The sequence below is a fragment of the Pedobacter sp. 05T44 genome (genome assembly GCF_056395985.1).
In genome coordinates this window covers 106,448-126,810 of sequence record NZ_JBFTKO010000008.1, presented here as the reverse complement: position 1 = coordinate 126,810, position 20,363 = coordinate 106,448, and the positions used below count along the sequence as shown (strand labels likewise).

Below are 20,363 nucleotides of genomic sequence, written 5' to 3'. Positions count from 1 at the left end.
TTTTTTTACAAAAATCGGCATTCTTTATCTTTATTACAAATTACAATCCTGCACCGTGACAGTTTTTGTATTTCTTACCACTTCCACAAGGGCATGGTTCGTTTCTTCCTATTACCGTATCCTTACGGATAGGCTGCTGAGGCACGTGTTCACGTGTATCCTCCATCTGAGCAACATCAGCTGAACTTGTAGCCTGATTAAATTCAGGTTTAGACATTTTCAATCTGGTTGGTGCTGGTCTTGGAGCCTGAGCTTCCCTTACATCATTAGGATCTGTCTGTACCGGAATTCCACCTTTATACAAGAAACTAACCACCTCTTTATTTACCGCATTTAACATGTTTTTAAACAAGTTAAATGCTTCCATTTTATAGATGATCAATGGATCTTTTTGTTCGTATACCGCATTCTGTACAGATTGCTTTAACTCGTCCATTTCACGTAAGTGCTCTTTCCACGACTCATCAATAAGCGCAAGTACAATTGTTTTCTCAAAAGATCTGGTAACCTCACGACCACCGTTATCAATTGCCTTTTTCAAACCTACAGGAACCTGTACACTACGTACACCATCAGTAAAAGGAACAACGATTTGCTMTATCTGCTCACCACGCTCCTGATATACCTGAGTTAATACCGGCATAGCCTGAGCAATAATTGCATCAGATTTTCTTGCATAGAAAGCAGTTACTTCCTCAAATAATTTATCTGTTAAATGATGAACGCCTTTTGAGCTGAACTCAGCTTCATCAATAGCTGTATCTGCAGAGAAGTTTTTAATTACCTCAAGCTTAAAGCCTTCGTAATTTCCTTCTTCTTTGTATTCAGTTACAATATCTTCCGCAACATCAAATACCATATTGCTCATGTCAACATCTAAACGCTCGCCGAACAAAGCATTTTTACGTTTAGCATAAATAACCGAACGCTGAGAGTTCATAACATCATCATATTCAAGCAAACGCTTACGAATACCGAAGTTATTTTCTTCTACTTTTTTCTGTGCACGCTCAATAGATTTGGTGATCATTGAATGCTGAATTACCTCACCATCCTCAATACCCATTCTTACCATGATGTTAGAGATTCTTTCAGAACCAAATAACCTCATTAAGTTATCTTCTAATGACACGAAGAACTGAGATGAACCCGGATCTCCCTGACGGCCTGCACGACCACGTAACTGTCTGTCTACACGACGAGACTCATGACGCTCCGTCCCAACAATTGCCAAACCACCAGCATCCTTAACGCCTGGGCCTAATTTAATATCCGTACCACGACCAGCCATGTTGGTTGCAATGGTTACCTGACCAGGTTGTCCTGCTTCAGCAACAATATCAGCTTCTCTCTGGTGCATCTTCGCATTCAGGACATTATGTTTAATACCTCTCAGTTTCAACATACGGCTAAGTAATTCCGAAATCTCAACCGAAGTTGTACCCACCAATACCGGGCGGCCTGCTTCAGTTAATTTTACGATCTCTTCTGCTACTGCATTATATTTTTCACGAACAGTACGGTAAACATAATCCTGATGATCTTTTCTTGAAATAACTCTGTTTGTAGGTATCTCTACTACATCCAGTTTATAGATAGACCAAAACTCGCCAGCCTCTGTAGTAGCTGTACCCGTCATACCGCAAAGCTTGTGGTACATACGGAAAAAGTTTTGCAAGGTAACGGTAGCATAGGTTTGCGAAGCATCTTCAACTTTTACATTTTCCTTTGCTTCGATTGCCTGGTGTAAACCATCTGAATAACGACGGCCATCCATAATACGACCAGTCTGCTCATCTACAATTTTAATTTTACCTTCATCAATGATGTATTCAACATCGATCTCAAATAAAGTATATGCTTTCAACAACTGGTTTACAGAGTGGATACGCTCTGCCTTAATAGAGTAGTCGCGCATTAAAGCATCTTTCTGAGCTATTTTTTCTTCACTGGTTAATGATGATTTTTCGATATCAGCAATCTCAGTACCTACATCAGGTAACACAAAGAAATTGTGGTCTTCACCAGATTTCGTGATCAGCTCGATACCTTTCTCAGTTAGTTCAACCTGGTTGTTTTTCTCATCAATATAGAAGAACAATTCCGAATCTACTTTAGGCATATTCTTAGACTGATCTGCCATATAATGGTTTTCAGTTTTCAATAAGGTTTGTTTTACACTACCCTCACTTAAGAACTTGATCAATGCTTTATTTTTAGGCAAACCACGGTGCGCGCGTAAAAGTGCTAAACCACCTTCGCCCTCTTCTGTACCGGTTTTACCATCATTAATTAATTTTTTTGCTTCGTTTAAAGCTTTGGTAACATATTCTTTCTGAGCAGTAACCAAACGCTCAATACGTGGTTTTAGCTCATGAAATTCATGCTGATCACCAAAAGGAACAGGTCCTGATATAATTAATGGCGTACGGGCATCATCAATTAAAACTGAATCGACCTCATCCACCATTGCAAAATGTAGCTTGCGTTGTACCAGCTGATCAGGAGTTTGCGACATATTGTCACGCAAATAATCGAAACCAAATTCATTGTTGGTACCATAAGTGATATCAGCAAGGTATGCGTCTCTGCGTTCCTGAGAGTTTGGTTCATGTTTATCGATACAATCAACCTTTAAACCATGGAACTCAAATAAAGGACCATTCCACTCCGAGTCACGTCGTGCAAGGTAATCATTCACCGTTACGATGTGTACACCTTGTCCGGCAAGTGCGTTCAGGTAAGCAGGCAGCGTACTTACTAAGGTTTTACCTTCACCAGTGGCCATCTCTGCAATTTTACCATTATGCAATACCATACCACCAATCAACTGAACATCGTAATGTACCATGTTCCAAACTACCTCGGTACCTGCAGCATCCCATTTATTGGCCCAAAGTGCTTTATCACCTTGTATAGTTACATTCTTTTTACGGGCAGCATAGTCGCGGTCAAACTGAGTAGCCGTAACTTCCAGTTGCTCATTTTCAGAGAAACGTCTCGAAGTTTCTTTTACCACTGCAAATGCAGCAGGCAAAATCTCAGACAACACTACTTCTAATTCCTTATCACGATCTTTGATTAAAGCATCAATCTGATCGTATATAGCTGTTTTTTCAGGCAATGACAATTCCTGGCTTTCAGCATCGGTTTTTAACCCGCTTATTTTTCCATCTATTTCTGCTAACGCTTTAGCGATAACATCTTTAAAATAAACTGTTTTATTACGCAGTTCATCATTGCTTAGTGCTGATAATTTTGCGTACTCTTCGTTTATTTTGACTACTATAGGCTGTAATGCCTTAATATCTCTTTCTGATTTGCTTCCAAAAACTTTGGCTAAAAATCCTAACATGTATACTTGTGTTTGTTTATTACTATTATTAAAACTGATAAAATTACAACAACCAAGCCATTACCGGGCTGTAAGCCAGAATGTCAGTTGTCAGTGCGCTCAATGTTTTCGCTTCGCGTCATCCTAAGTTTATTTTCAGAATTCCGGTTTAGCAGGAATTGAGGCATGTGCGAGATCCTGAAATAAATTTGCTTCACAGCTTCTGTGAGGTCAGGATAACGATGAATGCTAAAATTAGGGACTGTTATTCTTGGGCTGTTCCCTTATGGTAAGGTTTAAGATGTTTTGATTATGAGCCCTATATTTAATGATATGTGCTTCAGGAAGTACTCCTATAGTAGTTAAAGCACTATAAGATAAGAAAAAAGGATACCTCGAATCGTCAGGCTGACTTGAGCGAACAGTTGCCTGTTCTGTGTTCACCTGCTGCTTATTGCAGTACTTTTCGGTTATAAGTCTTAGCCCCTCAACCCGCTCGGCTTTGGCCAAGTGGGTAAGACTAAAAAATACAAGTGATAAAGTAACAATGTGTCTCATGTTGGCGGCAAATCTAATTTTAATCTTTTACAAACCGAAATCTATTGACAAACAACCTTTTCTAAGCATATTTTATGCCTAATTTAAACTTAGCCTGTGATAATTTAGCTAAAGCGGTATATTTGCCCACACAGACCCAACAATTAAATCATATATAGATGAATATCTTACTATTAGGATCAGGAGGAAGAGAAAGTGCCTTTGCCTGGAAAATGAGCCAGTCTCCTCTTTGCTCTCAATTATTTATTGCACCTGGTAATGGTGGTACAGGAGTTTATGGAAAAAACATAAATCTTAACATCAATAATTTTGAAGCCGTAAAAGCATTAGTTCTTAAAGAAAACATAGAACTGGTAGTAGTTGGCCCCGAAGAACCTCTTGTAAATGGTATTCATGATTTTTTTGCTGAGGATGAAAGTTTATCAAAAATCCCGGTTATCGGGCCAAAAAAAGAAGGTGCAATTTTAGAAGGCAGTAAAGATTTTTCTAAACAATTTATGGCACGCCATGGTATTCCTACAGCAAGTTCGCGTTCTTTTACCGGCAAAACTTTAGAAGAAGGTTTAACTTACCTGCAATCTCATCCCCTTCCGGTGGTATTAAAAGCCGATGGATTGGCAGCAGGAAAAGGCGTTTTAATTATAGATAATACCGAAGAAGCACAGGAAGAATTAAAATTAATGCTTAGCGGCAAGTTTGGCGAAGCCGGAACTACAGTAGTAATTGAAGAGTTTTTAAGTGGCATAGAGCTTTCGGTATTTGTACTTACAGATGGCGAAAACTATGTGATACTTCCTGAAGCAAAAGATTACAAACGTATCGGGCAAGCAGATACTGGCCTAAATACTGGTGGTATGGGCTCGGTATCTCCGGTTCCTTTTGCCAGCAAAGCATTTTTAGACGAAGTTGAACGTGATATTATCATTCCAACCATTAGCGGTTTAAAGAAAGATAAAATCAACTATACAGGCTTCATCTTCTTCGGTTTAATTAAAGTAAATGAAAAACCTTTTGTAATTGAATACAACTGCCGCATGGGCGATCCGGAAACGGAAAGTGTAGTTCCAAGAATCGAGAATGATCTGGTAGAACTTTTTCTTGCAACAGCCAAACAGAAATTAAAAGGATATAAATTAAATATCAGCCCTAAAAATGCTGCAACCGTAATGATTGTTGCGGGCGGATATCCTGGAGAATATGAAAAGGGTAAAGCCATTACCGGTATTGACAATGTACGCCAATCTTTGGTATTTCATGCCGGAACAGCACTTGAAGGTGGTGTTGTAAAAACAAACGGCGGTCGTGTTATTGCAGTTAGCAGTTTACAAGATAGCCAGTTTGATGCATTACAATCGGCAACAGCCGATGCTGCCCGCATCTATTTTGACGGCAAGTATTTTAGAGAAGATATTGGTTTTGACTTAGTATAAGGGAGCAGGAATCTTCCTTATACGGTAAAAAAACAGGGTGTGTCATAAATCATGACACACCCTGTTCTTTTATCTTATCGTCGAGATGACATGCATTCGTTAATCAACAACTACACGTTCTTTAACCAATTCACTATTGTATTTGCAATGCGTAATGATTGTATAACGATTGTATAAACCCCCAATTTCCACAGGAATTCCCCCCAAAATTGGCAACCAATTAAGCAGGTCTTATTTAGTTTTTGGAGCGCCTAATACTTCCGCAAGTTTGCTTTGTAATTCTTCTCCTCTTACATTCTTTGCAATGATTTTTCCGGTTGGGTCAATCAGATAATTTGCAGGAATACCACGGATACCATACATCTTGGCAACGGCATTATCCCAAAACTTCAAGTCTGATACGTGAGTCCATGTTAAGCCATCATCTTTAATAGCTTGTAACCAGGCTTCTTTTTGACCAGGTTTATCCAGAGAAACACCTAGAACCGTAAAGTTTTTGTCTTTATAAGTATTGTATGCCTTAACTACATTCGGATTCTCGCCTCTGCAAGGTCCGCACCATGAAGCCCAAAAATCAAGCAACACATACTTCCCTTTAAAATCAGATAATTTAACAGGCTTATCGTTTACATCATTTTGAGTAAAATCCATTGCCAACGAACCAACATTATTTTTCTTTAATGATGATAACATCTCGGCTATGCTTTTACCAAGATCAGTAGCTTTAACCTCAGCAGAGAATTTATTAAAATCAGGCTCCACAACGGTTGGGTTAGCATCAGGCCCTATTGTACCTGCAAATGCTACCAGAGCAACATAAGAATCGCGATTAGCTAAATAAAACTGTTTATTAATATCTATAAACTCTTTTTGAAGTGCTTCGCTACGTGCCTGCACAGTTTTTATATAGTTTTCATCCTTACGCTCTTCATCAGTTTTACGCTTATACTCCGCTTCTAACGCAGCGTTTTTATCCATAACAGATTTTGTTATGGCTTTATACTTAGCATCATCATCATTTACAGCAGAACCTTTTACTACGGCATGTTTAACAGAATCGGTAGCCGAATTAACTGCAACCGTTTTTGGCTCCAGGTAAAATCTAAATAAATCAACAGCTGCCGGATCTGCTGGGGCAGGAGCTTTATCATCATGAACAACTCTAATTGCCGCCTGTGATATTCCGGTTAAGGGGCCGGTAAACGAAAACTTACCTCCCGCAATAACGGCTGAATCCACAACCTGGGTACTTCCTGTTTTATAATATAAAAATGCTTTGGCCGGGGCGTTTAAGTTCCCAACTTTGGCCYGCAATGTGAATTTTCCTTGTGCCATAGCTGCAACAGGCAATAAACAAACTGCAGTAATTAATAATTTCCTCATATTGTGTTCTTTAATTTTAACAAGCATTGGTACAATTTATTATATATATAATAGTATGCCTGCACTCAAATATAAATTCAAGCCCCTACATAACGCAATAAAAAATGTAAAATTATAATAGTTTCTGGAATGTGCGCCACCAGAGATCAGGCATTTCGCCATTTACAGCAGTCGTATAATCATCGTAACGACATGGTACTAAGTGAAATCGTTCATTCTTTGAGATTCCTGTAGGGTAAGGGACCTGCATCCACCACCTATCTGATTTTTTACTTTTAACAAACAACATCTCTCCTGTTCCGTCATTTAAACTGGCTCTGTAGATCAGGTATTGAGATTTTGGTGTAAGCGGAAAATCCTTTTTACGGTTGTAATAGCCATCAACAAAATACCAAACCATTTGAGCCAGCAGCATGGCTGTTTGCCCGTTGGTATCGAAGGCAGGATTAAATTCATAGAAACCGATAGAGGTAAGCTTATCACTCATCCCTGCGTATCTGGCAATGCGGCAAGCCTGCTCGCCATAAAAGCCATTTGGCCCTGCATTTGCATTTGCCGCAGCATCAGATGAGCGAATTGCGCCAATATCGAAACTGAGCATATTGGCATTACGAACAATCGGTTCGGTTAAACTGATATCATCTGCAAATTCACCTAAGCGGTGCACATCAAAATACAGCTTGCTCATTACCTTTAAGCTTTCCTGATTCACATAATAGGTTTGGTAACCAATATTACTAAAGTTGAAAAGGTAGTTTGGCTGGTGAAGTAGTATTTTATTTAAGTAGGTATCTGATTTGGCAGCAAGTCCTTCCTGATCTTCTTCATCAAGGTCAAATTTACTATCTACAACCACCAGATCTACCTTTTGCTCCAGGCTTTCGTAAGCCAGGTATTGCGCGTAAGTAAGGTCTTGCCCGCCGCCAATAATTATAGGTACAATGTTCAGCTTAATCAATTCAGACACTACCATTTTTAATGCTACGTAGGTGTCGGAAATTGAGGCACCAGCTTTTATATTTCCCAGATCTATAATTTTACTGGTATAAGCGCCTTCATTTAAACTATAAAACTGGGCACGAAAATAGTCGGGGGCAAGGCCGCAGCCTTCATTATTTACAGAAGCACGGTCATCTTGTACTCCAAAAATGGCAATATCGTATTCATTTTCTTCAAGGTCAGGAAATTTATCTGTGTAAAAAGTAGCCTTCAAACCTAGCTGACTGGTATAAAATCCCGCTTTTGGTGAGAATTTGTCTGTACTTAAAGGTGAAAAAAAATCGGATAAAGACATATAGTACTATAAATGTATGCCATCAAATATCTATTTTTGAGAGCATATTTTAATGAACATCCTAAAAAAAATGAAATGATATTAGTTACCGGCGCCACTGGATTTTTAGGAGCAGAATTAATAAATCAATTAACTGAGTCGGGTGTAAAGGTAAAAGCATTAAAACGCGAGCACTCTGTTATACCGCAATCAATAAGCAACAACGCTGATATTGAGTGGTTTGTTGCGGACATAAATGACATTTCTTCACTTGAGGATGCCTTTGATGGTGTCGATCAGGTTTACCACTGCGCAGCCATGGTATCTTTTAATCCTAAGGATAAAGCCCAATTGCTAAGGGTTAATATTGAAGGCACCAGCAATATTGTTAACCTTTGTGCAGAAAATAACGTTAGGTTGGTGCATGTTAGTTCCGTTGCCGCGTTAGGAAATGCAAAAAAGGGCGAACTAATTACCGAAAAAGATTTCTGGGAATACGATTCAAAAGCACATTCATATGCCATTTCTAAATACGAAGGTGAAATGGAGGTTTGGCGCGGAATAGCAGAAGGGCTAGATGCGGTAATTGTAAATCCCTCGGTAATTATTGGAGCAGGAGCAGGTTTTGAAGGCAGCGGTGCAATATTTAAGCTGGTTAAAGATGGTCTTTCTTATTATACCAGAGGTGCAACAGGAATTGTGGATGTTTATGATGTTGCAAAAAGCATGATTGCTTTAATGAACAGTAAAGAAAGCGGAGAACGTTACACCATATCTTCTGAAAACTATCATTACCAGCGGTTTTTTGGAGAAATTGCACAGGGTTTTAAGGTAAAAGCCCCTGCCAAAGAAGCAAAGCCATGGATGCTGGGCATTGCATGGAGAGCCGCAAAACTGGCATCCCTATTTACAGGAAAACCCGCAGCATTAACAAGCGACGCAGCAAGAAGCAGCTTAAACGAAAGCTTATACAGTAACGAAAAAATAAAGCATACAATAGGAATACAATTTAAACCACTTAAGCAAAGCATCGAAGAAGTTTGCGAAGGGTTAAAGAACAACTAAAAATGAAGCAGAAAAATATTTACATCATTGATTTTGACAGCACCTTTACACAGGTAGAGGCTTTAGATGAGCTGGCCCGTATCTCTCTTAAAAAACATCCTGAGAAAGACGCTATTTTTCAGAAGATTGAAGATTACACTAACCTTGCAATGGAAGGAAAGCTTTCTTTTGGAGAGAGTTTGGCTCAAAGAGTAAAGCTTCTTGAGGCTAATGAAGATCATTTGAAACAACTGATTACGCATTTAAAGAAAAAAGTTTCTGCTTCTTTTTCGCGTAATGCCGAATTCTTTAAAAAGCATGCAGATGAAGTTTTGATTGTTTCAGGTGGCTTTAAAGAATTTATTACTCCGGTAGTAAGCAAGTTCCACATTAAAAAAGAAAACATCTACGCCAATACTTTTGTAACTACCGGCGATGGAAAGATAATTGATTACGACCACTCGAACCCTTTAAGTGAAGAAGGTGGCAAGGTAAAATTGATGCAACAGCTAAACCTTGAAGGCGACCTTTACGGAATTGGCGATGGCTATTCTGATTTTCAGCTTCGCGAAAGTGGCTTGATAAAGAAATTCTATGCTTTTACTGAGAATATTTCTAGAGAAAGCATTGTTAAAAAAGCAGATCACATTACGCCAAGCTTTGACGAGTTCTTGTATGTAAACAATTTACCAAGGGCTATATCATATCCTAAAAACAGGATTCTGTGTTTGATTATTGGTGATGCAGACCCATTGAGCATTGAGTTACTGAAAAAAGATGGTTTCTCTGTTCGCCACAAAACTACTTTTGAAGAGAAATATGTAGCTGATGTACACATGATGTTGTTGGCAGATGGTGAAAAGATTGAGCTTGAGAAATTAAAAAGAGCGGTTAAGCTTAAAACTATAGGTTATCTTGGCAATACAAAAAACAAAATTGATATAGCTACCTGTACTGAGCAGGGCGTTGTTGTTTTTGAAGATCCAAAACACAACCCACGTAATATCGATTTCATTCCAAAAAGGATGATCGATTTTATGAATACAGGTACCAGTTACCTTAGCAGTAATTTCCCGAACCTGCAATTGCCAAGAATCGAGAAATCGCACAGGTTAATACACATTCATAAGAACGTACCGGGTATTATGGCTAAAATAAATACTGTTTTTGCCAAGCATGATATTAATATTGTGGGTCAGTTTTTGATGACTAACCCTGAAATTGGTTACGTGATTACAGATATAAATGCACAATACGACAAGCAGTTGTTTAAATCGTTAAAAAAGATTGAGCACACCATAAAATTCAGGGTTTTATATTAGAATGGAACTTACACCTCAGATAAAGGAAAAACTGGATAAACTGCAGGAAAAGTATGCAGCAATGGGTCAGGATATGTCTGCATATCTGGATGGCTTGTTATATGCTGATTTCTTAACTTATTGGGATTATATCCATCTGGATACTCTACTGAGCCTGCAAAACCCGAAAACGCCATTCCCGGATGAAGAGATTTTTATCATGTACCATCAGATTACTGAGCTATATTTTAAACTTGCACTTCATGAATGCAAACAGATTGCTGATAATMAGGAACTAACGGTTCAGTTTTTTACCAATCGGGTAAAACGCATTAATGCTTATTTTAATGCATTGGTTACTTCGTTTGAGGTGATGGTGAATGGGATGGATAAAGATCAGTTCCTGAAGTTCAGAATGTCGCTGTTACCAGCAAGTGGTTTTCAATCTGGTCAATACCGAATGATAGAAATTTGCGCAACTGATTTTATCAGGCTGGTTGACAAAAGCAAAAGAGAAGAACTTGCAGATAAGAGCGTTGAAGAGCAATTTGAATTCATTTACTGGAAGTTTGGGGCTACAGAATTGGCCAGCGGTAAACAGACGCTTACTTTAAAGCAATTTATAAACAAGTATGCTGCGCAGTTCCTGCAATTGGTAAAGGACAGGAAAGAGACTAATTTTTCGGCCTTATACTATAAGCTGTTAAAAGAGGGGCATGATGTTTCTGCTTTGGCAGATGAGCTTAGAAAGCTTGATTTATATGTGAATGTGGAGTGGCCATTGTCTCATTATAAATCTGCGGTCAGGTATTTGGAGAGAGATCCTGTAGATATTGCAGCTACCGGTGGCACCAACTGGCAGAAGTATTTACCTCCACGTTTTCAGAAAAGAATTTTCTATCCTTTCCTTTGGACAGAAGATCAAATGGAGGAATGGGGCAAGGGTTGGGTGCTTAGTGTATTGAAAACACTTAGAAATGAGGCGTAAACATTGTCAAAATCCAAAATAATAAAGAATAAACAAGGCTTTTTTTATTAAATTTGCAGTAATAAAATACAAGTCAAAATGAACGAGACATTGGATATAACAGTAACCAAGACTGAGCAGACCAGATTAACAGTAACAGATTTTTCTCAATTACCTTTCGGAAAGGTGTTTTCCGATCACATGTTTATTGCAGAATACGAAAATGGTGAGTGGACGAACCTACAGGTATTACCTTACGGTCCGATTCTTATGAGCCCTGCAATTTCTGCCCTTCACTACGGACAGGCAATTTTTGAAGGTATGAAAGCTTATCGTTTAGCTGACGGAAAAGTCAGCGTTTTCAGAGCAGAAAAAAACTTTGAGCGTTTCAACAAATCAGCAACACGTATGGCTATGCCAAGCATTCCTGAGGATATTTTTATGCAGGGAATTGCAGCGCTGATTGAGATTGATAATAAATGGGTCCCTAATCAGGATGGTTATTCTTTATACATTCGTCCGGTGATGTTTGCTACAGATCCTTATTTAGGTGTTAAAGCATCTGACAAGTATACTTTTGCTTTATTAACTACACCAACAGGTCCGTATTACAGCAAAGCCTTAAAAGTTAAAATTGAAACTGAATATACGCGTGCAGATGAAGGTGGTGTTGGTTACGCCAAAACCGCTGGAAATTATGCTCGTTCTTTATATCCATTTGCAGAAGCTCAAAAAGAAGGCTTTGATCAGTTAATCTGGACAGATGCTGTTTCTCATGAGTTTATTGAAGAAGCAGGGACAGCTAATTTGATCTTCGTAATTGATGGCAAATTGGTAACACCTTCTGTAAGAAGCACTGTTTTAGATGGTGTAACACGTGATACAATTATCAAACTTGCAAAAAAAGCAGGCATTGAAGTTGAAGAAAGACGCGTTAGTGTAAAAGAAGTAATAGAAGGAATTGAAAACGGCAGATTTACTGATGCTTTTGCAGCGGGAACTGCAGCAACGGTAACTCCAATTGGAGAAATCGGATACCAAGGCCAGGTTTATAAGTTAACTGACCCTTCAACACGTACAGTTTCAGCAGGTATTGCTAAAACATTGAATGATATTCGTTACGGATTAGCTCCTGATGAATTCGGTTGGAACTGGATTGTATAATTGAAGATTAGTACTTGTTTAAAATTATATAGCGCCCTTTTTAAGGGCGCTTTTTTTATACCAACGCCGTCATCTCCTTTGGTTAATCAAAGGAGATGACGGCTGCTTTAGCAGAGCCTTAAAACATTCCAAATTGGGATAGGATACAACTTTAAATAGAAGATTTTTCGTAAAGTACTTATACTTTAGTAATTTCCGCGGCGCTAAGGCGCAATTCAATATCAACAGGATCTTATAGCATGAAAAAAATACTACTTATTTGTTTAGCGATGTCATTATTTATTATCAAATCAGAGGCTCAGCTCAAAAAACTTTCACAACAACAAATCTTTGGTGGCCAGCCCTCGCTTACTAAATCTATAAATATAGTCAACGGATGGAGTGATGATAACCATTACATTGAGATGGACACCAAGGATCATAACTTATATGCAGTAGATGTTAAATCGGGCCAAAGAACGCCGTATACTCCACCGCCAAAAAGTAATGTAAATCTATCTGTTAAAAACAATGATGTTTACATACAATACGGGCAGGATGAACCAAAACGCTTAACAAATGATAAAGACGAGGAGAAGAACCCTACCCTATCTCCTGATGGAAAGCATGTAGCATTTACCCGAAATAACGATCTGTATTCAGTTGATGTTGAAACAGGAAAAGAGATCAGATATACAAATGATGGAACTGATGTAATTTATAATGGTTGGTCGTCGTGGGTGTATTACGAAGAAATTCTTGGCAGATCTACCAATTACAAAGCCTTCTGGTGGTCGCCGGATAGTAAGAACATTGCATTTATGCGTTTTGACGATACCAAGGTTCCCATGTTTCCAATTAATGGATCAACCGGGCAACATGGGTATACAGAAAAAACACGCTATCCAAAAGCTGGCGACCCTAATCCGGAAGTAAAAGTAGGATTTGTCCCTGTAAACGGAGGTTCTATTGTATGGGCCGACTTTAACGAAAAAGATGATCAATACTTTGGCACTCCTTACTGGAGTTTTGATGGCAGTAATTTAATGGTACAATGGATGAACCGCGGACAGGATAACTTAAAATTTTATTCAGTAAACCCTACCAATGGTTCTAAAAAAGAAATCTACGACGAGAAACAGTCTTCTTGGGTAGATTTAGATTACGATGGGCGCATAGAATATCTTCAAGATAAAAAACACTATATCCTTAAAAGTGATAAAACAGGATGGGCACATTTTTATTTATACACGTTAGATGGGAAACTGGTAAATCCACTAACCAGCGGCAAATGGCAGGTTACTGATCTTGTTCATGTAGATGAGAAAAATAAGGTTGTTTACTTTATGGCTCGTAAAGAAGCATCTACGAGAACAGATTTTTATAGTGTAGGCTACAATGGCAAGAACTTAAAACGATTGTCATTTGGGGATTATTCTCATCAGGTAATGATGTCGCCCAATGGTTCTTATTTCATTAGCACTTATTCCAATGTTTCTACCCCTACTAAAAGAACATTATTAAACAATAAAGGGAAGATCATTAAAGAACTTGGCGACACTAAATCTGATGATTTTGCACAGTTCAACTATGGTAAAACAGAAATGATTACTATCCCTACTGATGATGGCTATAATTTACCAGCTGTAATAACCTACCCTACTGATTTTGATCAGAATAAAAAGTATCCGGTAGTGATGAGTATTTATGGCGGGCCAAATGCAGGCAACGTAAGCAATACCTGGAAAGGAATTGGCGGACAATGGTGGGCAAATGAAGGGATCGTACAGATTTCTGTAGATCACCGCGCATCAGGACAATTTGGTAAGGAAGGCGTTGCTTTAATGCACCGCAACCTGGGTAAGTGGGAAATGCAGGATTATACTACTGCTGCAAGATGGTTAAAAGCCAAATCATGGGTTGACAATAAGAAACTACTGATTACAGGTCATAGCTACGGCGGTTATATGACTTGCCTTGCCCTTACTAAAGGAGCCGACGATTTTGATTTCGGATACGCGGGAGCACCCGTTACCAGCTGGGAGCTTTACGATTCTCATTATACAGAGCGTTTTATGGATACGCCTAAAGAAAACCCTGAGGGTTACAAAGATGGTTCTGTTTTAACCTATGTAAACAATTATAAAGGATTATTGAGGATTATGCATGGTGATATGGATGACAATGTGCATATGCAGAATACGATACAACTTATAGATAAGCTTCAAAATGCGAATAAACATTTTGAGTTGATGATCTATCCGGGTGGAAGACATGGATGGGGAGGTGTAAAATCTGCTCATGATAAAGCTGAGCGTTTCCGCTTTTACTATCAAAACCTATTGAACAAGCCTGTACCAGAAGAGTTACTTAAATAGCGCTAAATATTTATCACCTTTAGTTATGAAAGCATTTAACTGTTTAATTGGAGCATTGCTAATGTCTGCCCTTTCTGGTATGGCTCAAACTAAATCTATGCCTATGGAAAAAGGCAAGACGTTGATATGGAGTGATGAATTCAACTATAAAGGCCTTCCCGATTCTACAAAATGGGACTACGAGGAAGGCTTTGTAAGAAACCGTGAGAAACAGTTCTATACACGTGCCAGATTAAAAAATTGCTATGTTAAGCGTGGCAAGCTTGTGATTAAATCACTAAAGGAAAAATATAAGGATGCCGATTATACTTCGGCAAGTATTAACACACTTGGAAAACAGCACTTTGACGGAAACATCCGTGTTGAAATAAGAGCAAAGATCCCATCGGGAAAGGGCATATGGCCTGCCCTTTGGATGATGGGATCAAATATAAAGCAGGTGGGCTGGCCTAAATGTGTAGAATTTGATATTATGGAGTTTGTAGGTCATACGCCTTCAACTATTCACGGAACCCTCCATTGGGCTGATAGTGGGTTGAAAGATCCTAATGGCCATAAAAGCAGCGGCGCCAATGTAAAGATGGATGATGTGCATAAAAAATACCATGTTTATGGTTTGGAGCGCAAGGGTGATAGTGTAAAGGTTTTTATAGACGACAAGTATTATTTCAGCATGTCGGCCCCGGCTACAGCGTACAAAGATTCGTTTACCTCTCCGCTATATCTTTTGATGAATACCGCGATTGGCGGCGAATGGGGCGGAGATATTGATGATTCTATATTTGCTCAAAAGTTCTATGTTGATTATGTGCGCGTTTACAAATTAGATTAAGATTATGCCTTAAGATGGCGCCTCTTTAATTTAACATTAGCTTAATACTGTATGTTTTACTTTTAAAGGGTGAAGAAACTTACCTTAAATAGTATAACAATAGGTTTAATTCTGTTTTGTTTTTCATTACCTGTTTTTGCGGTTTACAATCAGGCTCAGGGAAAAAATGATATAGGCACACTGATTAAGAAAGACCCCAACTCTGCGTTTATAAAAATAAAGGGGTTGTTAAATACAGCATTAAAACAGAATGACCTGATCTCTGCTGCAAAATATTATCAATATTTTGGCGAGATCTTTTATCATCAGGCAGCCTATTCGCAGGCAGTAAATTATTTTTACAAGGCAGACCGCATATTTAGAAACCATAATGATCAGGCTAACCTGGCTGAAAACCTGAATAAAATTGGGGATGCTTATTACTACAGCAGGCAATATAAAACAGCGCTGACTAAATTTCAGGAGGCCTTAAATATTTATATAAAGATAGGCAACAGGTCAGGCATGGCGGAATGTTATGGACTTATTGGTCAGACCTATGAGAAAAGCAGTAAGTACGAAAGTGCAATGAAATATCAGCAGCTGGCACTTACGGCCTATAAAAAGGAAAAGAATCAAACCGGCATTGCAAAGATCTATGAGAACCTTGGTAGTATTTATGAAGACAAACTGCATCTTGATTCGGCCCTCAAGTACTATTCATTGTCTCTAAAACTAAACAAGGCCGCGGCAAATGATCTTGCCCAAATAGAGATTGTAAACAACATTGGCGACGTTTACAGAAAAAAAGGCAGGTACCCTGAAGCAATGCGTTATACGCGCAAAGCGGAACATATGGCCTTAATCATGAATGATCAATATCAGCTTAGCAGTGCCTACAGGGACCTATCGAAAACATTTGATCTTATTAAAAAGTATGATAGCGCCTATCACTACAGTGAACTAAGCCGCAATATCTTCCTGAAGATCTATACGGCTGACAATACCAAGCAGCTGGCCCTATTACAAACCTTATTTGAAATACAACAAAAGGACGATGCAATTGTAAGGTTTGAAAATGAGAGAAAGGCAAATCAGTATATCATTGTTGCAGTGATCCTGATCATCCTCTTACTGATTTTACTGGGTATAAGTACTATTAGCCGTCAACGTTTGAAACTTCGAAACGAACAGAAGCTTAACGAGCAGAACAACATGCTTTATGAAATCCAGAAGAATGCCATTAAAGCTGAGCTGGAACTTAAAAGCAAGGAACTGACCAGCAATACGCTCCATGTAATTCAAAGCAATCAGTTTCTGGAAGAACTAAAGGAAGAGATCTCTGATATGATAAAGGATGAAAAAAGAGATCAGAAGAGACAGTTACAGCAAGTGATGCAGAAAATAAATCAAAACATTAATCATGACAGGCATTGGAAAGAATTCTCTACTTTATTTGAACAAATTCACCAGGCTTTTTTTGACAATCTGAAAAGACATAGTGATGATTTAACAGCAAATGACATCCGTTTAGTAGCCCTTATTAAGATGAATTTAAGCTCAAAAGATATGGCTGTTATTTTTGGTATTTCCCAGGATAGTTTGCGTGTTGCACGTTACCGTTTACGTAAAAAACTGAATATTCCGCAAGGAGAAAACCTGAGTTCTTTTATACAGACACTATAACAAAAATCACGATTTCCGGAGGCTTAACAAACTGTTAACATAACGCTAACTAAATGATAATGGCGATTTCGGTTACAATCAAATACTTGACAATCAATATTTTAACAAAATACTGTTCACGCTGTATCCGTTCTGTATACATCATTTGTAACGCTGTATACATTTTGTACACGCCTCAATCATTAAACTCCATCACCTGGTTTGCACATTTGCCTCACGGTTTAAAAAACACTACCACCACAAACAAATTTTCAGGAAAATGAAGTCAATTTTACAAGTTCTTTTTTGCTTATTAATTGGTGCTGCCACGGCCAGTGCAACCAGTTTAAAAGGTTACGTTTTTGATCAGAAAACAGGTGAAGCTTTAGTAGGCGCATCAGTATATCTGGAAAATACTGACAAGGCAGTATTAACGGGATTAGATGGCTCGTTTGAGATCAAACATCCACCAGCAGGAAACTTCACATTAAAAGTATCTTATGTGATGTATAAGGTTTTATCTAAACAGATTACAATACTTAAAGAGGATAATCCAACGATCAGGATTTATCTGTCTGAAACGAAAGAGAAAGAATTAAGTGAGGTAGTTATTTCGGCAAAAAATGATGGCTCGGCTGAAAAAACTGCAAGACGCATCGAGCAAAAATCTGCGCAGCTAATTAATGTCGTATCGGGCAAGGCGATGGAGATTTCTCCGGATCTGACAGTCGCAAATGTTATTCAACGTGTTTCAGGTGTATCAGTTGAAAGGAGCAATAGTGGAGACGGACAATATGCTATTCTAAGAGGAATGGACAAAAGATACAATTATACCCTGGTTAATGGGATAAAAATACCGAGCCCTGATAATAAATACCGTTACGTTCCTTTGGACATTTTCCCTTCGGAACTTTTGGACAGGCTTGAAGTATATAAAACCTTGACTCCAAACCTTGAAGGCGACGCCATAGGTGGGGTGGTAAATATGGTAATGAAAGATGCACCGCAAAAGCTACAGATCAATGCAAACCTTGCAGGCGGTTATAGTCAGCTATTTATAGATCGGGGCTTTAGTTCATTTGATGCCTCTTCAGTTCATCGTAAATCACCATATGAGCTTAACGGGAAGGATTACAAAGCCACGCAAGCAGACTTTCCAAGAGGTACTGCAGATTACAAGTCGAGCCACCCTGCTCCTAACCTAGTAGGTGGTTTATCTATAGGGCAACGTTTTCTTGACAATAAGCTTGGGTTAATTATTGCAGGAAGCTATCAGAACACCTATCGTGGTAGCAACGGCACTTTCTATCGCTCGTCGGCAGCCAATGCATCAAATAAGTTTGCAACAATCACAAGCATKAACGAACGCCAGTATTCGGAACAACAGAAACGCTATGGTTTTCATGGTAAGCTGGATTACGCATTCAACGAAAACAATAAGCTAAGTCTTTATAATGCCTACGTGGATCTGAATAACATTCAGGTTAGAGATGAAAAATCTACAGATTTCTCTACCGGCTATGAACCAGCCGCAGGAAAAGCACAGTTGGAATACGCTACACGATCGAGGGTAACGGAACAACAGATCTATAACAGCACGCTTCATGGAGATCATCAGATTATTCCGGACAAGTTGAAGATTTCGTGGTCGGCAGTCTATTCGTCTGCCAAAAATGAAGTGCCAGATAACACAACCATTACCTTAAGTGGAAAACGCGAGAATTTTATTGACACTCGCACTGTTGCAAAAACAAATGGCACAACGCATCGCTGGGAACGTAACACGGATGAAGACAAAGCCGGATATCTTGACATTAGCTATAAAGTTCCTGTTGGCCAACTCAAAGTAGAATTTTCTGCAGGAGGATTATACCGCGACAAGCAGCGCAGCAGTTTCTTTAACAATTACACTTTAACTCCGGTAAATACCGCAGCTAAATATGGGGTTGATTTTAATAATTATACTGAGATAGACTGGACAGTTCAAACACCGGGTGGAGCCGTAAACAATCCCCTTACTTATGATGCCTCGGAAAAACTTGCTGCTGGTTATGGGATGTTTAACATAAGTAAGGATGCAGTTGAGGTAGTTGGGGGGTTACGCGTTGAACACACAAACCAGGGTTACGCAATGCTGTTCCCTGCCGGAGAACTTCGCCCGAAGGGTAATCAGGTTTATACTGATTTTCTTCCATCTGTAAATGTGAAGTATAAACTGAGTGGAAAGCAGCAGTTAAGGGCATCGTACTTCCGCTCTTTAAACCGTCCCGGGTTTTATGAACTTATTCCGGGAGGTGTGGTTCAGGATGACTACAAGGAAAAAGGAGATCCAGATCTTAAGCGCGCTATTGCGGATAACTTTGATTTGCGCTACGAGCTATTTCCAAATAGTAATGATCAACTATTGGTTGGAACGTTTTATAAAGCGATTAAAAACCCGATTGAATATAGCTTTCAGGCAGACCCTATCCGCCCTCAGGACACCTATTATCTGCCAGGTAATTTCGGAACTGCAAGGAACTACGGCTTGGAAATTGACTACATAAAATTCATTAATCAGTTTGGAATAAAGGCAAACTATACCTATACCCATTCCAGAATTACAACACCAAAGGATTTATTGACAATAGACCCCGAAACCAACGATTCTAAAAAAATCACTGTGTTGCAATCGCGTCCGCTTTACGGACAGTCGGAACATATCGCCAACCTATCCCTTATCTATAAAAACACCAAAAGTGGATGGGATGCCCAGGTTGCCGGCTCCTATACAGGTCCGCGCATTAATACCGTATCACAATTCCTTGATAATGACCTTTGGCAAAAGGGCTTTATCCAGATGGATGCCTCTGCTGAGAAAAAATTCAAGAAAAACCTTAGTGTGTTCATAAAAGCGGGAAACCTGTTAAACACACCTTCGAAGTTATTTATTAAAGGTATTAATCCGGCAAATGCAGATACCGGGAATCAGTTTGATGGTAAAACATTAATCCGCAACGACTATTACGAGCAAACGTACCTGTTAGGCTTGCGCTATAAATTATAAATCAATCTTATTTATTATAAAAGAGAAAAA

The 20,363-nt window shown here is 38.8% G+C and carries 13 protein-coding genes; 9 read left to right on the top strand and 4 right to left on the bottom strand.

Annotation, left to right across the window (positions count from 1 at the left end; all coding sequences use genetic code 11):
* Window positions 1-40: 40 nt before the first annotated feature.
* Both secA and AC1DDK_RS14300 read right to left on the bottom strand, forming a co-directional pair.
* Window positions 41-3,355, bottom strand: coding sequence for a preprotein translocase subunit SecA (gene secA, locus AC1DDK_RS14305; RefSeq protein WP_477633957.1), 3,315 nt, complete (start codon window positions 3,353-3,355; stop codon window positions 41-43).
* 234 nt (window positions 3,356-3,589) lie between these two features.
* Entirely contained in the window at window positions 3,590-3,892 is a 303-nt protein-coding gene (locus tag AC1DDK_RS14300; RefSeq protein WP_172661744.1) for a hypothetical protein, read from the bottom strand.
* A 158-nt stretch (window positions 3,893-4,050) separates the two neighbouring features.
* Between AC1DDK_RS14300 and purD the strand changes: the two genes are divergently transcribed.
* Complete coding sequence (purD, locus tag AC1DDK_RS14295; protein WP_172661745.1) at window positions 4,051-5,322, top strand: phosphoribosylamine--glycine ligase; 1,272 nt, start codon at window positions 4,051-4,053, stop codon at window positions 5,320-5,322.
* Between the two features lie 231 nt (window positions 5,323-5,553).
* On the opposite strand, the gene AC1DDK_RS14290 is transcribed toward purD, so the two are convergent.
* On the bottom strand, window positions 5,554-6,705 hold the full coding sequence (locus AC1DDK_RS14290) for a redoxin domain-containing protein (RefSeq protein ID WP_477633956.1): 1,152 nt from the start codon (window positions 6,703-6,705) through the stop codon (window positions 5,554-5,556).
* Window positions 6,706-6,817: 112 nt separating this feature from the next.
* A complete protein-coding gene (locus AC1DDK_RS14285; RefSeq protein ID WP_288884390.1) occupies window positions 6,818-7,999 on the bottom strand; it encodes a formimidoylglutamase in 1,182 nt (393 codons plus the stop codon).
* 75 nt (window positions 8,000-8,074) lie between these two features.
* Here AC1DDK_RS14285 and AC1DDK_RS14280 point away from each other — a divergent pair, with 75 nt between their 5' ends.
* The 8 genes from AC1DDK_RS14280 (at window position 8,075) to AC1DDK_RS14245 (ending at window position 20,333) form a co-directional block, all read left to right on the top strand.
* Window positions 8,075-9,043: an NAD-dependent epimerase/dehydratase family protein gene (locus tag AC1DDK_RS14280; RefSeq protein WP_337717313.1), complete on the top strand. Its 969-nt coding sequence runs from the start codon at window positions 8,075-8,077 to the stop codon at window positions 9,041-9,043.
* A gap of 2 nt (window positions 9,044-9,045) precedes the next feature.
* Window positions 9,046-10,344, top strand: coding sequence for an HAD-IB family phosphatase (locus AC1DDK_RS14275; RefSeq protein WP_172661757.1), 1,299 nt, complete (start codon window positions 9,046-9,048; stop codon window positions 10,342-10,344).
* Window position 10,345: 1 nt separating this feature from the next.
* Window positions 10,346-11,311, top strand: a complete 966-nt coding sequence (locus tag AC1DDK_RS14270) for a tryptophan 2,3-dioxygenase family protein (RefSeq protein WP_477633955.1) — start codon at window positions 10,346-10,348, stop codon at window positions 11,309-11,311.
* Window positions 11,312-11,389: 78 nt separating this feature from the next.
* A complete protein-coding gene (locus tag AC1DDK_RS14265) occupies window positions 11,390-12,454 on the top strand; it encodes a branched-chain amino acid aminotransferase (RefSeq protein ID WP_477633954.1) in 1,065 nt (354 codons plus the stop codon).
* 239 nt (window positions 12,455-12,693) lie between these two features.
* Window positions 12,694-14,811, top strand: a complete 2,118-nt coding sequence (locus tag AC1DDK_RS14260; protein ID WP_172661762.1) for a S9 family peptidase — start codon at window positions 12,694-12,696, stop codon at window positions 14,809-14,811.
* A 25-nt stretch (window positions 14,812-14,836) separates the two neighbouring features.
* The gene (locus AC1DDK_RS14255; RefSeq protein ID WP_172661764.1) at window positions 14,837-15,643 is read left to right on the top strand and encodes a glycoside hydrolase family 16 protein; all 807 of its coding nucleotides are present in this window, start codon (window positions 14,837-14,839) and stop codon (window positions 15,641-15,643) included.
* A gap of 69 nt (window positions 15,644-15,712) precedes the next feature.
* Complete coding sequence (locus AC1DDK_RS14250) at window positions 15,713-17,308, top strand: tetratricopeptide repeat protein (protein WP_477612044.1); 1,596 nt, start codon at window positions 15,713-15,715, stop codon at window positions 17,306-17,308.
* A gap of 259 nt (window positions 17,309-17,567) precedes the next feature.
* Window positions 17,568-20,333: a TonB-dependent receptor gene (locus AC1DDK_RS14245; RefSeq protein ID WP_477633953.1), complete on the top strand. Its 2,766-nt coding sequence runs from the start codon at window positions 17,568-17,570 to the stop codon at window positions 20,331-20,333.
* Window positions 20,334-20,363: the final 30 nt, after the last annotated feature.

What these genes read in the sequence shown, in the direction of transcription:
- AC1DDK_RS14255 (WP_172661764.1), top strand. Translation starts at nt 14,837, where the DNA reads ATGAAAGCATTTAACTGTTTAATTGGAGCATTGCTAATGTCTGCCCTT.
- AC1DDK_RS14265 (WP_477633954.1), top strand. Translation starts at nt 11,390, where the DNA reads ATGAACGAGACATTGGATATAACAGTAACCAAGACTGAGCAGACCAGA.
- AC1DDK_RS14300 (WP_172661744.1), bottom strand. Translation starts at nt 3,892, where the DNA reads ATGAGACACATTGTTACTTTATCACTTGTATTTTTTAGTCTTACCCAC.
- AC1DDK_RS14280 (WP_337717313.1), top strand. Translation starts at nt 8,075, where the DNA reads ATGATATTAGTTACCGGCGCCACTGGATTTTTAGGAGCAGAATTAATA.
- AC1DDK_RS14260 (WP_172661762.1), top strand. Translation starts at nt 12,694, where the DNA reads ATGAAAAAAATACTACTTATTTGTTTAGCGATGTCATTATTTATTATC.
- AC1DDK_RS14285 (WP_288884390.1), bottom strand. Translation starts at nt 7,999, where the DNA reads ATGTCTTTATCCGATTTTTTTTCACCTTTAAGTACAGACAAATTCTCA.
- purD (WP_172661745.1), top strand. Translation starts at nt 4,051, where the DNA reads ATGAATATCTTACTATTAGGATCAGGAGGAAGAGAAAGTGCCTTTGCC.
- AC1DDK_RS14275 (WP_172661757.1), top strand. Translation starts at nt 9,046, where the DNA reads ATGAAGCAGAAAAATATTTACATCATTGATTTTGACAGCACCTTTACA.